Annotated in this window: 15 protein-coding genes, 1 pseudogene and 1 riboswitch; of the genes and pseudogenes, 9 read left to right on the top strand and 7 right to left on the bottom strand. The window is 49.7% G+C overall.

Annotated features, from left to right (window positions below; translation table 11 throughout):
* Positions 1-122: 122 nt before the first annotated feature.
* From ACKX14_RS14645 to ACKX14_RS14605, 9 genes and pseudogenes are all read left to right on the top strand, one after another.
* Positions 123-852: pseudogene (locus ACKX14_RS14645) on the top strand (CaiB/BaiF CoA transferase family protein).
* Positions 853-1,020: 168 nt separating this feature from the next.
* A complete protein-coding gene (locus tag ACKX14_RS14640) occupies positions 1,021-1,473 on the top strand; it encodes a hypothetical protein (RefSeq protein ID WP_422448948.1) in 453 nt (150 codons plus the stop codon).
* An 80-nt stretch (positions 1,474-1,553) separates the two neighbouring features.
* Positions 1,554-3,488, top strand: a complete 1,935-nt coding sequence (locus tag ACKX14_RS14635; protein ID WP_422448946.1) for a DUF5693 family protein — start codon at positions 1,554-1,556, stop codon at positions 3,486-3,488.
* Positions 3,481-4,572: a polysaccharide pyruvyl transferase CsaB gene (gene csaB / locus ACKX14_RS14630; protein WP_422448944.1), complete on the top strand. Its 1,092-nt coding sequence runs from the start codon at positions 3,481-3,483 to the stop codon at positions 4,570-4,572. The genes ACKX14_RS14635 and csaB overlap by 8 nt, the downstream gene beginning before the upstream one ends.
* Positions 4,573-4,605: 33 nt before the next feature.
* Positions 4,606-5,706: a glycosyltransferase family 4 protein gene (locus ACKX14_RS14625; RefSeq protein WP_422448942.1), complete on the top strand. Its 1,101-nt coding sequence runs from the start codon at positions 4,606-4,608 to the stop codon at positions 5,704-5,706.
* Between the two features lie 26 nt (positions 5,707-5,732).
* On the top strand, positions 5,733-6,473 hold the full coding sequence (locus ACKX14_RS14620) for a WecB/TagA/CpsF family glycosyltransferase (protein WP_422448940.1): 741 nt from the start codon (positions 5,733-5,735) through the stop codon (positions 6,471-6,473).
* Positions 6,474-6,477: 4 nt separating this feature from the next.
* Positions 6,478-7,347, top strand: coding sequence for a YitT family protein (locus tag ACKX14_RS14615; RefSeq protein ID WP_422448938.1), 870 nt, complete (start codon positions 6,478-6,480; stop codon positions 7,345-7,347).
* A 136-nt stretch (positions 7,348-7,483) separates the two neighbouring features.
* The gene (locus ACKX14_RS14610; RefSeq protein ID WP_422448936.1) at positions 7,484-8,311 is read left to right on the top strand and encodes a transketolase; all 828 of its coding nucleotides are present in this window, start codon (positions 7,484-7,486) and stop codon (positions 8,309-8,311) included.
* Between the two features lie 154 nt (positions 8,312-8,465).
* Complete coding sequence (locus ACKX14_RS14605) at positions 8,466-9,392, top strand: transketolase family protein (RefSeq protein WP_422448934.1); 927 nt, start codon at positions 8,466-8,468, stop codon at positions 9,390-9,392.
* Positions 9,393-9,488: 96 nt separating this feature from the next.
* Here ACKX14_RS14605 and ACKX14_RS14600 read toward each other — a convergent pair whose 3' ends face one another.
* From ACKX14_RS14600 to ACKX14_RS14570, 7 genes are all read right to left on the bottom strand, one after another.
* On the bottom strand, positions 9,489-10,124 hold the full coding sequence (locus ACKX14_RS14600; protein ID WP_422448932.1) for a nucleotidyl transferase AbiEii/AbiGii toxin family protein: 636 nt from the start codon (positions 10,122-10,124) through the stop codon (positions 9,489-9,491).
* Positions 10,117-10,380, bottom strand: a complete 264-nt coding sequence (locus tag ACKX14_RS14595) for a hypothetical protein (RefSeq protein WP_422448930.1) — start codon at positions 10,378-10,380, stop codon at positions 10,117-10,119. The genes ACKX14_RS14600 and ACKX14_RS14595 overlap by 8 nt, the downstream gene beginning before the upstream one ends.
* A gap of 202 nt (positions 10,381-10,582) precedes the next feature.
* Positions 10,583-11,248: a thiamine phosphate synthase gene (thiE, locus tag ACKX14_RS14590; RefSeq protein ID WP_422448928.1), complete on the bottom strand. Its 666-nt coding sequence runs from the start codon at positions 11,246-11,248 to the stop codon at positions 10,583-10,585.
* A gap of 27 nt (positions 11,249-11,275) precedes the next feature.
* Entirely contained in the window at positions 11,276-12,403 is a 1,128-nt protein-coding gene (thiH, locus tag ACKX14_RS14585) for a 2-iminoacetate synthase ThiH (protein WP_422448926.1), read from the bottom strand.
* 17 nt (positions 12,404-12,420) lie between these two features.
* A complete protein-coding gene (locus ACKX14_RS14580) occupies positions 12,421-13,188 on the bottom strand; it encodes a thiazole synthase (protein WP_422448924.1) in 768 nt (255 codons plus the stop codon).
* Positions 13,189-13,191: 3 nt separating this feature from the next.
* A complete protein-coding gene (thiS, locus tag ACKX14_RS14575) occupies positions 13,192-13,398 on the bottom strand; it encodes a sulfur carrier protein ThiS (protein WP_422448922.1) in 207 nt (68 codons plus the stop codon).
* A 68-nt stretch (positions 13,399-13,466) separates the two neighbouring features.
* A riboswitch (TPP riboswitch) is annotated at positions 13,467-13,566 on the bottom strand.
* A 197-nt stretch (positions 13,567-13,763) separates the two neighbouring features.
* The gene (locus tag ACKX14_RS14570; protein WP_422448920.1) at positions 13,764-14,849 is read right to left on the bottom strand and encodes a hypothetical protein; all 1,086 of its coding nucleotides are present in this window, start codon (positions 14,847-14,849) and stop codon (positions 13,764-13,766) included.
* Positions 14,850-15,006 lie beyond the last annotated feature (157 nt).

Below are 15,006 nucleotides of genomic sequence, written 5' to 3'. Positions count from 1 at the left end.
CATGGGTCCCAACGTGGCCGGGGTTATCGGCACCGCCATAGTGGCGGGCGTGCTGCTGTCGCTGTACGGGGGGTGATGGAATACGTTAAATCTGTATTCCAGCGGCTTTTACGTAAGACGTCCTGAAGGAAATAAATCCGAGGATCATATATGCCGCCAGTTCAGGATATGGTTATACCGGTCCGTATAAAGAACGTCCGGCCTACGATGCCGTCATACAGGCCATGGGTGGGCTTATGAACATAACAGGCTTTCCCGGAGGCAAGCCTACCCGGGTGGGCCCTTCTGGAAAATGCCATTTCCCGTTACGAAGTTACCGGTGAATCGCCGAAACCTTTGGGCAATCGCCATCCGTCCATTTTCCCCTTTGAATCCTTTGAAGCCAAAGACGGTGACATAATGATCGCGGCGGGAAACGACGAACTCTGGGCGAAATTGTGCAGGGCCATTGGTAAAGAAGAACTCATAGATGACCCCAGGTTTAAGACGAATCCTCTCCGCGGCCGGAATCATGACGAGATGAAAAAGATGCTCGACGATACCATAAGAACCAGGACAGTGGATGAATGGATGAAGATACTGGAAGATGCCGGAATTCCGTGCTCCCCCATAAACACCATAGATAAAGTTGTAAAACACCCGCAGGTACTGGCGAGAAATATGATTGTTAAAGTGTATAATCCCAGAGTAGGAGAGATCAGAATACCCGGTTCTCCCATAAAATTCGCCAGCGAGAACCCCAGGATAGGCCCAGCACCGGTTCTGGGAGAGCATACGGAGGAGGTTTTAAAAGAATTCCTGAGTATCAGTGATGAAGAACTGTCGCGACTCAAGGCATCCGGAGTGATATAGAGGTTAAACGGCAATTCGTATTCTGTATTAAATTATTTAGCACCGTGAAGTGGTGCTTTTTTTGTACCTCTCGCCTTTTTTCAACCATAATATACAGTTTATAAAAGGACAATATAAAATTCTGTCGAAATATATAATACGTGAAAATTCATCATGGAGGTATTTATAATGAATAGAGCGGGAAAGATTTTTTTGTTTTTAGCAGCTATGGCCGTTTTTACGGTTTTTGCCCTGACCGGCAGGGCGGATGTGGGTGAGCCGGGGTCCGAAAGCGACCCGATAGTTACAAAAAGCTATGTGGACCGGATATTTTCAAACATCCAGCAGTACATAGATTCCAGGACCGGAGGTTCCGTGAGGCTGGAAGTGGTTTACCTGTCTGCAGGAGAGCAGCTTGTGGGGGACAAGGGGACGGAGATCATTCTGCGGAGCGGACAGGCGGTAATAGTGGACGGCACCGGCGGCGGCCTGGCGGACGTTACCGCCGGTAAAGACATAAAGAAGGGTGAAAAGGTACCCGCCAATCATCTTCTTATTGTCCCGCGGGATGATGGAAGGGGCATTACCGCTAGAAGCAACGTTGTCGTTATGGTGAGGGGCAATTTTACCGTTAAACGGTAAACCTGTTGCTTTACTTTAAAAATGCATGATGATATACTTTTTTTAGCATTTTTTTGTTGCCTTTTAGGAGGGGGATATTTTTGGAGAAATGGCTGAAAACCCTGCTTGTATTACTTTTAGCGGTGTCAATAGTCTCATCGGGGGCGGCTTTACTTCCCCGCCTCAGGGCGGAAAGCGCCCATAATATGGTGGACGGCGCCCTGCCCTACACAGACCTGAAAAATATGGCCCAGGAACGACAAACATCTATTGAAGAGGTGGCTCGATTATTTAAAGAAGAGGCTGGAGTTAATGCGGTGCTTTATAAAGAGGAAAGCCTCAAGGACCTTGCCGACGACGGTCGCCTTTTTCTTGCCAACCGGCAGGAGATGGCGCTTTCCGGGTGGCGGGATAATTTACCATTTAACGGGGGCGGAACTTACATAGTCACTGCCGACGCCGATGTAATGGAGCGAGTGCGGCGTCATCTGACAGAAAAACTCGGCGAGAAAAAGGTGGCTTTGCTGCCGCAAAGAAACGGGTTTTACGCCCTGGCGGTGGACGTGCGCCCATCCATTGGTGAGGGCATTGGAGTGGGTTTTGACCGCGAAAATGTGGTTAATCTGGAAAATATGGGATTTCACTCGGTGTTCATGCTGAAAGACTGGCCCGATGTGACCCAAAGGGGAATACGTTTCGCCATAGAAGACCTTGCATTGACGGGGAAAAATATCAGCGCTGTCCTTTTTGAAAAAAAGCAGGTGCTGGGTTATCCCAAATACCTGCCGGTTTTGGCCGAAGAGATGAACAGGTACCGACTTGCGTTGGGGCAGGTGGAGTTTTACAACCAGCGGGGCTTCAATCAACTGGCAGTCCTTTTAGGCAAGCGTGTAATACGAATGCACAGCGTGACTGACGAAGAAATGCAGACCATCGAGCCGCAGGAACTGGTGGATCGCCTGACCCTTGCGGTAAGGGAGCGAAATATGCGCATACTGTTTTTAAAATTTTTACCTGCCCCCGATAGTGACAGACGTTTTAACATAAATGTGGGATACATGAAAAATGTGGTAACTCGACTTGAAACTGCAGGCCTGCGATTCGAAGCGGGAAGCGGGGCGATACCGCGTCCCTTTGAGCCGATTCATCAAAGCCGCATACTGCTCTTTTTGATAGGTTTAGGTCCCCTGGCGGGCGGCGTGCTACTTCTGGAAAGACTTGGCGTGAAGCGGGCTTCAATTCTTGCCGGAATAACCGCCATGGGGGCTCTCGGCCTTGCATTGGCCTTTTTTGCTTTTCCGCTGCTGACCCGCAAAGTGACGGCCCTGGCTTCCGTCATAGTTTTTCCGACTCTTTCCATCATATACCTGGTGCCCCGGAAGGGCCTCAAGCCCTGGCACGCCGTACTTCGCATGTCACAGATGACGGCTTTTTCCCTGGCAGGGGCGCTGATGGTGTCCGGGGTTCTTGCCGATATTTCTTTTATGCTCAAACTGCAGCAGTTCAGTGGAGTAAAATTGGCCTATCTTTTCCCGGTGCTTCTCGTGGCCTGCGCCTTTTTTATGCTTTACGGTGAAGGAACACCCGGCGAGAGGTTGAAGAAGCTCATGGACCAGCCGGTGCTGGTAAAATATTTACTGCTGGCGGCGGTGCTGGCGGTGGTGGGGCTTGTCTATCTAACCCGCACCGGCAATGAAGCGGCGGTGGGGGTCAGCACTCTGGAGCTCAAATTCCGGGCCCTGCTCGACCGGCTGCTGGGCGTAAGACCCCGGACAAAGGAGTTTTTAATAGGCCATCCGCTAATGCTGTTGCTCCTTTATCTGGGTTACCGGGATCACCGCTGCATGCCCCTTTTAATTCTGGGCAGTATAGGCCAGGTTTCTATGGTCAATACCTTTGCACACATTCATACGCCGTTTATCATCTCCTTTATACGCAGCATAAACGGCTTTATCCTTGGAATAGCGGCAGGCTTGGTTTTGACGGCGGTGCTTAAGCTCCGGCGGCTTTTGGAGAAGAGGTGGCAAAGTGGCTGAAGTGGTACTTTCCGGATATTACGGTTTCGATAACCTGGGCGATGAGGCGGTGCTGTATTCTATAGTCGCCGCCCTGCGCCATGAGGCTCCGCAGCTTAAAATAACGGTTCTTTCACACAATCCCGAAAAAACCGCGAGCTTATACGGGGTTAAGGCGGTGAACCGCTGGAAATTGTCGGAGGTGGCCGGAGCCCTTAAAGGAGCGGATATGCTGATAAGCGGCGGCGGAAGCCTTTTGCAGGATGTAACCAGTCCGGCGTCTCTCCTCTACTACCTTGGTGTTATTTCCCTCGCAAGAGCTTTTAAAAAAAAGGTCTTTTTTTACGCCCAGGGCTTTGGGCCGGTCAATCGGCTCTGGGCCCGGTGGCTGGTAAGGCGCGTGGTGCAGGCGGTGGATTTCATAACCCTGCGCGATGAGGAGTCGGCTGAGGATCTCCGTTCGCTCGGAATAAGCCGGCCGCCCGTTGTCGTCACCGCCGACCCCGTTCTGGGGCTGGATCTTTCCGCGATGAATAAAGACACCGGAGCAGCCGTGCTGCGGGAGGCGGGGGCGGATTTGGACCGGCCGCTGGTGGGGCTTGCCCTGCGCCGCTGGGAAGGGGAAGAGAAATATCTTCCAGCCGTTGCCGGCCTGGCTGACCGGCTGCTGGAAGAAGGTGTTTTGCCGGTTTTTATACCCTTTCATCATCCGGAAGATCTCGATACGGCCGAACGGGCTATTCGGCTTATGAGGCGGCCGGAGGCGGTATTGCTCGACAGACCTCTTACCGTGGAAGAAATGCTGTCGGTCACGGGCTGCCTCAGTATGATGGTGGGTATGAGGCTTCACTCTCTTGTCATGGCGGCGGTGTGCGGGCTGCCGGTGGTGGGCATATCTTATGATCCGAAGGTGGACCGGTTCCTGCGGCTTATTGGCGCACCGCCGGCCCTGGGAGTTCATGATATTGACCGGAAAGACCTGTTTATGATGGTGAAGGCCAGAATGAGGGCGGGGCAGACTTCGGAGGAGCGGTCGGTGATGGCCGACTTAAAAAAGAGGGCACTACAGTCGGCACAACTGGCAATAAGGTGTTTGAATAATTGAAAAACGGGAAAACCCACCAAGAGGAGATTTTAAATGAAAAGGGTTCTTCACGTCCTCTTTGATACAGCGCCGGATACCGCCGGAAAATACCTGTTGAATTTAATATCGGGATGGGGCCAACCCCCCTTTGAAATCCTGGCTGCCTGCCCCGCGGGCTATAAATGGGAACAAAATCTGAAGGAAAAGGGCGTAAAATGTTTTGAACTCAAAGCGGAGTCCGCTTCATCGGGCTATTCAGCTGTAAAAGAACTGACAGATATAATATCTGCAGAGAAAGTGGATATGGTTCACTCCCATGGCGGCTTTTCCGGTCCCCTGGCGGGAAGGCTGACGGGGTGCAGGGTGGTCGTAACCCGTCATACTCCCCTTGGCGGCGGAAAGGGCATCTTTCACTACTGGTCAGCCAGGCTTTTTACCGCATTTTTTGTAGACGCGATAATAGCCGTGTCCCGGGCGGTAAAAATCAGTCTTATGGAGGCCGGTGTCCCCGCCGGCAAGATAAAGATCATATACAACGGCATAGAACCTCCAGGGCTGAACGGGCGGGCCGGGACTCAGGCAAAAAATCCTGGCGCTGGCCCTGCGTCCCACGTTATCGCCGCCGGCGGAGGGCTTTTTCCCGGCAAGGGGCACGAATACCTTTTAAAAGCGATGCCGCTGGTCCTCGAAAAATTCCCCGACTCACGGCTGATTATCCCCGGCGAAGGGCCGCTGAAGCCGCAGCTTGAAAATCTCTGCCGTAATCTCGGGATCGCAAGCCGGGTAAAGTTCGTCTGTGGAGCGGAGAGTATGAATTTTCTGACCGTCGCTGCGGACGTATTTGTATTTCCCTCTCCAGAGGAGGGGCCCGGTTTCGAGATCCTGGAGGCAATGGCCGCGGGGAAGCCGGTGGTGGCCGCGGAAGCGGGCGGCGCTACGGAAGCGGTAAAAAACGGGGTCAGCGGCCTGCTGGTTCCCCCGGAAGACGAAAGGAGTCTGGCTTTTGGCATAATAAAGATTTTATCATCCGGAGATCTTGCCTTAAAGCTGGGGAAAGCGGCGAGAAATACCGTCATTGAAAAGTTTTCTGCAGAAATCATGGCGTGTAAGACCGGGGAACTGTATGAAAAAATCCTGAGCAAATCTCGGAAATAACCGCGTATTTACTGGAGGAAGAAGAAATGCAGCCGAGTGTCAGCGACAAAATTGACATTTTGGGTATATTATTGGATAGGGTCGATTATCATATGGCGAGCCGGCGGATTATGGATTTTTTAACATCGCCCGGGGCGAAAATTGTAGTAACACCCAATGCGGAAATCATCATGGCCGCCCAGAAAGACAAAAGATTGAAGGATGCCATAAGCAGCGCCGACCTTTGCTTTCCCGACGGCATAGGCGTGGTCCTGGCGTCCAGGTTGCTGGGCCGGCCTCTGAAGCAGAGAACCACCGGCTTTGACCTCATGATGGAACTGCTGAGAAAGTCCGCAGATAAAAAACTCTCAGTGTTCTTACTGGGAGGGAAGCCCGGAGTGGCGGAAGACGCCGCGACAAACATAAAGAAGAAATTTTCGGGCGTCAAGATCGCCGGAACCCACCACGGATATTTTGGCGAATCGGGCGAAGAGGAAGTCGTGGACATAATAAACAGGGCTGCTCCGGATATATTGTTTGTGGCTATGGGAGCCCCTAAGCAGGAAATATTCATGGCGAAAAACCGGGATAAACTCCGGTGCAGGGTGGCCATGGGGGTCGGAGGAAGCCTCGACGTCCTTTCGGGGAAAGTCCGCCGGGCTCCTGCATTCATGCAGATGGCGGGGCTTGAGTGGTTGTACAGACTCATAACTCAGCCATCAAGGATTCGCAGGATGAGCGTTCTTCCCTTGTTTCTATTGAAGGTGATTTTTAGCAAAGGGAAGTGAGCATATGAAGCTGAAAGCCCTGGTTTCCGATTATCTTGTAATAACCCTGGGTTCTTTTATAGGTTCCCTGGGGCTCACCATGTTCCTGATACCCAATAAGGTGGCCGCCGGGGGAGTCAGCGGTTTGGCCACGGTGCTCCACTATCTCTTTGGCCTGCCCGTGGGCTGGACCATGCTGGCATTTAACATTCCCCTGTTTGTGGCCGGTGTTGTCTTCCTGGGCGGGGGATTCGGAGTGAAAACCCTCGCAGGGGCCATCTTATTCTCGGTTTTTACCGAAGCGACAAAGAATTTTCCGGTCCTGACCCATGATTTACTGCTTTCCACTGTATACGGAGGGTTAATCCTGGGCGCGGGGCTCGGACTGGTTTTCAGGGTAAGAGGGTCTACAGGCGGTTCCGACCTCGCCGCCATGCTCATAAATCATTTCATCCCTTCTGTCAGCATTGGCCGGGGAATATTGTTTGTGGACTTTTTCGTGATAGCCCTCGACGGCATCGCCTTTAACTGGGAACTGGCCATGTATTCCTGGATAGCTTTATACGTCAGCAGCAAAGTTATTGACCTGGTGCAGGAAGGGATAAATTACGCAAAAGCCGTAATTATCATATCCGATGAGGCCGAGAATATTTCCCGCAAAATACTGAACGAGATGCAGAGAGGTGTAACCTTTCTGGGCGGGAAGGGCGGATACACCGGCCGGGATAAAAATGTGCTGCTTTGCGTGATAACGCGCCTGGAATTGGGCAGATTGAAAAAGATCGTGCAGGAAGCGGATCCCAGGGCCTTTGTCATAGTCCACGATGTACATGAGGTCCTGGGAGAAGGCTTTAGTTACACAGAAAGTAAGCCGTCGCAAGAGACGGTCAAGTAAAAAACATATTTTTTGCCTGAGCGCAAAGTCTTGCCTTTTCATATGAAATATTTATGCTTATAATATTACTTGTATAAAAATTAAAATTAATAAATCATGATTGCAAAAATAACTTTCATGACTGAACAAAGGAGTGATGAAATTGACCTTAACGCGAGAAAAACTACAGGAACTTTCATCGACGGCCCGCACCGTACGGCGGCACATCATAGAGATGACCGCGGAGGCCGGGTCCGGCCATCCCGGAGGATCCCTGTCATGCGCCGACATCCTCACGGCCCTTTATTTTCACGTCCTGAGGGTGGACCCCCGAAACCCCGGCTGGCCCGAAAGAGACCGCTTCGTGCTATCAAAGGGTCACGCGGCCCCCGCCCTTTACGCCGTGCTGGCCGAAAAAGGGTATTTCCCCAAAGAAGAACTCAAAAAACTTCGCAAAACCGGGGCCATGCTCCAGGGTCATCCCGACATGAAAAGCACCCCGGGCCTTGACATGACCACCGGTTCTCTGGGCCAGGGTCTGTCCGCCGCAAATGGCATGGCGCTGGCCGGCAAACTTGACAAGAAGGGCTACCGGGTATACGTCCTGCTGGGCGACGGCGAACTGGAAGAAGGCCAGGCATGGGAAGCGGCTATGGCCTCGGCACACTACAAACTTGACAACCTCACGGCCTTTGTAGACCACAACGGCCTGCAGATAGACGGCCCCATAACAGAAGTCATGTCCCCCGAAAGAATTCAGGACAAGTTCACCGCTTTCGGCTGGCATGTGATAGACATTGACGGCCACGACTTTGAACAGATAATAGATGCCGTAGAAGAAGCCAAAACCGTAAAAGGAAAGCCCACAGCAATAGTCGCCAGGACCGTAAAAGGCAAAGGAGTGCCCTTCATGGAAAATGCGGTAGACTGGCATGGGAAGGCGCCATCCCCCCAGCAGGCCGAAGAAGCGCTCAAGGCACTGTAGAAATCAAAAAGAATTACGCCGGAGGCTTTTATTCTGCCGCCGGGGGCAAAAAACCCGCTGGCGGCAAAATCAGCCTCACAGGCCGGAGGCAGCTTATCTATTTTGCACATTTATTTTGACTGAAAGTCTTTAACAACGATAGGAGGTTTTCCGAATGTCTAAGATCGCAACTCGAGAAGCCTACGGAGAGGCGCTGGCATCCCTGGGAGAAGAAATCAAAGAAATAGTGGTCCTGGACGCGGACCTTTCAAAATCCACCAAGACCAGCGTATTTGCCAAGAAATTTCCCGAAAGATTTTTCAACATGGGCATAGCCGAACAGAACCTCATGGGCACAGCCGCCGGCCTCGCCACCTGCGGCAAGATCCCATTTGCCAGCACCTTTGCCGTATTCGCCGCAGGCAGGGGCTTTGAGCAGATAAGGAACTCCATATGCTATCCCCGGCTCAACGTAAAAATAGCCGCCACCCACGCCGGGATAACCGTGGGGGAAGACGGCGCCACCCACCAGTCCATAGAAGACATAGCCCTGATGAGGGCCCTCCCCCACATGACCGTCGTAAACCCCGCCGACGCGGAAGAAGCAAGGCAGGCCGTAAAAGCCGCAGCGCTGCATAAAGGCCCGGTATACCTGCGTTTCGGCCGTCATCCCGTGGAAACCATCTTTGACAAGAACTACAAATTCGAACTGGGCAAAGGAGTGATCCTCAGAGAAGGCAAAGACGCGGCAGTAATAGCCACGGGGGTCATGGTGGGTGAAGCCTTGAAAGCCGCGGACATCCTTGAAAGAGATGGCATAAAAGCCATGGTGGTGAACATCCATACCATAAAACCCATAGACAGAGAAGTAATCCTCAAAGCCGCCGAATGCGGAGCTATAGTAACCGCAGAAGAACACTCGGTAATAGGCGGCCTTGGCAGCGCCGTGGCGGAAGTGCTGGCGGAAGAAAAGCCCACTCCCATCAAGAGGATAGGCATAGCCGACGAATTTGGTCAGTCGGGCAAGCCCGAAGAACTTTTAAAGCTATACCACCTGACGGCGGAAGACATAGCCGGAGCTGTCAGGATGTTGAAAAAATAATTCTGAAAAGGGCTGTTAGAATGCGGCCGGGAGGCTGAACCTTCCGGGCCGCGTATTTGTTTCTACATTGCCGGCCAACTTCCACCAAGCGATTAATTAAATTTTTAAATAGATTTTTATTTCTGCTAGATAATCATCAAATACTTTTTTTCCTATATCCACTATAGATTTATCATGAATAATCAACTTTTCAGCCTCTTTTTCGTAAAACTCCTTAACATTTTTCCATCTTAAATCTATTATTTCAAACTTTGGAGCGATTATAGGTATCTGTTCAGACATCTTTTTGCGTTCATTTTTCAAAACAACCGCAGTATCTATTATATCTCTTATTTTCAGACTTTCAGGTCGGTAGAAGAGCTTCTTTGTAACTATTTCCCAGGGTGTTTCGATACGAATTTTACGGTCCATTATCGTTTTTTCCACATACCAGTCTCGATTTAAATGAGGGGCAAGTATAAAATCTATTTCTCCTTCATCCAACTTGAGCTTAACAAAATTGGACATTTCGGTATAATCCCGGATCTCAACATTAAAAGAGGCCAGACGTGGTGTCAGAAGAAGTAAATGCTGGGCATCAGTCACAAAAATGTCTACATCGAAACTTTCCCTGTGATGATAATACATGGTAAGGGCGCTTCCGCCGCCAAAAGACCATTCTTCGGGAGACATATTAGCCATTTCCAGTATTTCTAATGCCTTTTCAATTAACTTCTTCCAGTGCTCAGCCATAGGACAACATCTCCTCTAAAATCGCATTCGGGTAAATTTTCTTTATATATTTTTCGTAGTACATTTTTAAGTTTTTATATGAAATATCATATGCTATCATAAATTTGGCGATATCTTGAGTATGAACATCAGTAAATAAATTAAAAATTTGGGCCATATATTCATCAGAAAATTCCATGCTTTTTATGAGCTTGGCAAGATGTGCCTCTTTGAGATAATTTTTTGTTTGAGCGTTGATAGTTGTCTCTATGATCATATCATCGCCTCCCACATTATGCTGGCTGGCACTGGATATATTTAAGAATGATTAATGCAATTATAACAATTTATAAACATTTTGTAAATAAATGTATCTATCCAGGATCGCGTATATTAATAAAGAGCTGTATCACAGAATGGCTATAAAAAATAATCTACAAAGCAATTTTTTCCAGTGCTCAGCCATGGGAATACGACATCTATAAATATTTATCTTTTTCCGCCGCCTGTCTTATCTTTTCCCGGAGAGACTTTATTTTCTTTTTTATGTCCGGCGCTTCCAGGATTTCGGTCACCATGCATATGCATCTTGCGCCATGCCTTACCACTTCCTGGATGTTATGTTCCTTTATGCCGCCAATGGCCACAAAGGGGATGCCTATGTTTTTCACCACAAAGTCCAGATACTCCAGGCCCACCGGGTCACACACATCCTCTTTGGTGAAGGTCCTGAATATGGGGCCTACTCCGATGTAATCGGCCCCTTTTTCCACCGCCTGTCGAGCCTGCTCAGGGGAATGGGTGGAAACTCCTATTATCATATCTTCTCCCACCAGCTCCCTTACCTTTTCGATGGGCAGGTCTTCCTGACCGATATGTACTCCATCGGCTTTTACCAGCAATGCTATATCTACATCGTCGTCAATGATGAAAGTGACGCCGGCTTCCCTTGTCATTTCCCTGATTTTTAAACATTCCCGGTATTTATAAAGGTCCTTTTTCTCTTTTTCCCTGTATTGAACTACTTTTATCCCGGCCTCAATCATTTCTTCAACCACCTGGATATTTGTCCTTCCCAGGGAAAACTTCTCACCAGTGATGCAGTAAATATCCGTGTCCAATATATTTTCTTTCCTTTTTTTCATCCGTTGGTTCCCCTCCAGTCGCTATGTTCATGAACACAACTTTTTCTCGATAGAGTCCCATTGCTGCCAGTCCTCGAAAATGGGCTGGTATCCCTTTTTCACCAACATCTGTTTTATCTCCTCCACACTTCTGGGGTCAGATATTTCAAACTGGGGCGCCCTCCTGGCGGGATGAGCATAACCTCCCACTCTTGTAGAAGAGCCCGCCGACATTTTAGTGACCCCGAGAGGCAGTATGTTGTCCCGGAATTCGGGCCTTTCCCTGGTGGATATGGTTATTCCGACTCTTGGCAAAAACAGCCTGTGAGCCAGGAGAATTTGCACAAAACTCCTGTCGTCCACCGGGTTCGGGGGTTGAAAGCCGCTAAAGCTGGGGCGAAACCTGGGCAAAGATATGCTCACCTGCACATCCCAAAATTTCTTCTGCAAGTAATCGGCGTGCAGTCCTGTAAAAAATGCCTCCTTTCTCCAGTCGGCAAGACCCAGGAGAGCCCCCACGCCCACCGTCCTCATGCCTGCCCGGCAGCTTCTTTCCGGGGCGTCCAGCCGATAATGGTAATTTTTCTTGGGGCCGAAATGATATTTATCGTATATTTTCGGGTCGTAGACCTCCTGAAACATGGTGAGGCCGTCCACGCCGGCTTCGACCAGTTCCCTGTACTCCTCTTCTTCAAGGGGGTAGATTTCTATTGAAACGCTGGAAAAATAATTCTTTAAAATACCCACACAGTCTTTTATATATGATACCGGACTGTGCTGCCTCGATTCCCCGGTCAGTATAAGTATTTCTTTTATTCCCGTTTTGGCTATGGCTTTTGCCTCTTCTTCCACCTGTTTCAGAGTGAGCTTTTTCCTCTCGAACTTATTTCTGGCATTAAAGCTGCAGTAGGCGCACTGATTCGCACAAAAATCAGACAGGTATAACGGCGTGAACAGAAAAATCACTCTTCCAAAATTTCTCAGGGTTATGCTGTGGGCTTTTTGTGCCATTTCTTCAAGAAAATTTCCGGCCGCCGGTGATAAAAGCGTCAGATAATCGACTTCATCCAGGTGTTCTCTGGAAAGGGCGTTCAATACGTCCTGTTCGGTCCGGTTCAGGAAAAAACGCTCAAAATCAAAGTCCTCATACTCCTTATAGACATCGTAAAAGCTCATTAATACCGCCTCCATTTTTAATACAGGAACCCGGTCAGTGGAGATGAGGCCTCGGCATATTTTTTGGTTGGCGCAAGACCCGATAAATAAGCCATTCTTCCGGCCTTTACTGCAAGGCTGAAGGCTCTGGCCATTGCAACCGGATCTTTTGCAGTCGCAATGGCGGTATTGACCAGTACCGCCGCTGCACCCATTTCCATGGCCTCCGCCGCCTCGGAGGGTTTGCCGATTCCTGCGTCCACAATTACCGGCAGGTCAATTTCTTCAATTAAGATACGAATCAATTCACGAGTCCTGAGACCCCGGTTTGAACCAATGGGGGCGCCAAGGGGCATTACGGCGGCTGCTCCAGCTTCCATTAGCCGCTTGGCCACCATCAGGTCGGGGCTAATGTATGGAAGCACCACAAATCCTTCTTTTGCAAGGATTTCGGTAGCTTTTATGGTCTCATAGTTGTCCGGCAGCAGGTACCTCTGGTCGGTCACCACCTCTATCTTGACCCAGTTGCCGCAGCCGGCCGCCCTGGCTATCCTGGCGATTTTCACCGCTTCTTCGGCGGTTCTGGCGCCGGAGGTATTGGGCATGAGGATGCAACCTTCGGGTATGTAATTTAGCTCACTTTCTTGAGGCTGTTCAAGGTTAACTCTCCTCAGGGCCACGGTAACTACCTGAGCTCCTGATTGTCGCACGGCTTCCCCCATGATCCGGTAGTCCGAAAACTTCCCGGTCCCTATAAACAGCCTGTTTTCCAGTTTCCTTTCGCCTATTATTAAATTATCATTCATTTTTTATCCTCCTCCCACGATTCTCACTATCTCGACCTGGTCGTTCTCGCTTATTACAAAATTGTCCCAGTCTTCCTTCCTGACAACGGAAGAATTGACCACCACAATCACCGAATTAAGCCTGCACCCCTTCATGTCCAGTAACTGACCAACGGTTACTGCATTTGCGAGGTTTTCTTCCTTCCCATTTAGAATGACTTTCAAATACACCCCTCCTTTAAAGGAAAAATAAAAGCTTCCATCGATAGGGAATCAATGGAAGCTCCGATTTACTTTTTAAGCAATCCTCATTACTTCCCTCCGGTGGCATTACCCACATCAGGTTCAAAGGGTTGGACTTTTGGTCCTCTCAGCCTTTCGGCACCCCTAGTAATGTATTCTATTTTATGTTTCTAAAGTATAATTTTATTTTTTTGTTTCTATAAATATAATTTTATTCCTTATTTTGAAATTTGTAAAGTAACCATCCTGAAAAGACATTTTCCGGCCATTGTTTCAGCTTCAGCCAGCTGCTGATATTTTACCCGCTCTCGCTTTCTGACGTTAAAAAACGGCATTGTTTGTCAAAAGGTAGGTTATACGACTAAAGGCGTCAAAACCCATGCAAGTATGAAGGCCGATATGATGCGGATAATCATACCCACTATGGATGCCTGCATGGCTTCACCGGCGGTAAGGTCGGAATTTTGAGACCACACCGCCGGTATCTGGGCCAGGGGGATCTGCAGGGGGAACCCCGAGGCGCCAAGAATGAATGAGCCGATCGCCATGCGTGGCGGCACCTTGGATATGGTCTCCACCAGGGTGTTCATGGCCAGTGTGGGCGACACCAGGATTGACTGCAGACCTGTGGTCGGGTCGATTGAAAGTGCGGAGAGGAAGGAGGATATGGCGGCTTCTATGGGCTTCCATATTCCTACAAATTCCAGGGCGCCGATAAGAGCGAACACCACGGCGGCGGCCGGTATCAGCAGCAGGAATAACAGCTCCGCCCCCTCCCGCGCACCGTTAAATATCGTGGGAATGGCGGGGGTATTTGGGGTGAACCTCGGCATTTCACTTATGTCTTTGTATTTCACATTCCTGTAAATGGTCTTGCTCAGGATAAACGGCACCAGGATAACCGGCAGGAACAGACCCACCACGATAATGGGGAAGGCCCATATTCCGCCCTTCGTAAAGGCCAAGAGGCCCAGCATGAAAGTGGAAAAAGACTGGTTGCCCTGGCACATGGTGGCGATGGCTATTTTCTGCTCATCCTTTGTGGCGCCGGCTTTTTTTAGCGAGGGAGCTGTTATGCGCCCCGACGCGTTGATATCTCCGAGGATGTTGTAGATGGCAGGAACGATCACCAGGGGAGTAATTCTAATGAGTTTGGCCAGCGGGGTAAACACCCGGACCAGGGCGTCGGTGAAACCGAGGCGCTCCAGGATCCGGCCTGTCATGACGCTGAGTATGATGGCGCTGCCCAGTGTACCGGTAAGATACACCTTCACGACTATGGGTACCACTCTGCCGACCATGGCGTCGAAAATTCCGCCGATGATGGCGGGCTTTACAAACAATATTACAAGGGAAAGAAATAACAGACTCAAACCAACCCACTCTATGGTTTCCATCCTGCGTTCCGTTCCAACGACCACTTTTTCTTTGACAGCCATGTTAAACCTCCTTTAAATAATAATTTTGTAAGAAAAGCCCGGAGAATCATTACAGACTTTTACTTAATATCACCTTCTCTCACCTCCTCGTATAATATATTTAGTAAATCAAACTTATTCAAATTCCAGTTAAACATGGACCTTGAAAACTAAATAT

The organism is Thermorhabdus hydrogeniformans, assembly GCF_049310025.1.
In the GTDB taxonomy this organism is placed as follows: domain Bacteria; phylum Bacillota; class Thermosediminibacteria; order Thermosediminibacterales; family Tepidanaerobacteraceae; genus JBJYKD01.
This window is presented reverse-complemented; position numbering and strand designations above follow the sequence as displayed.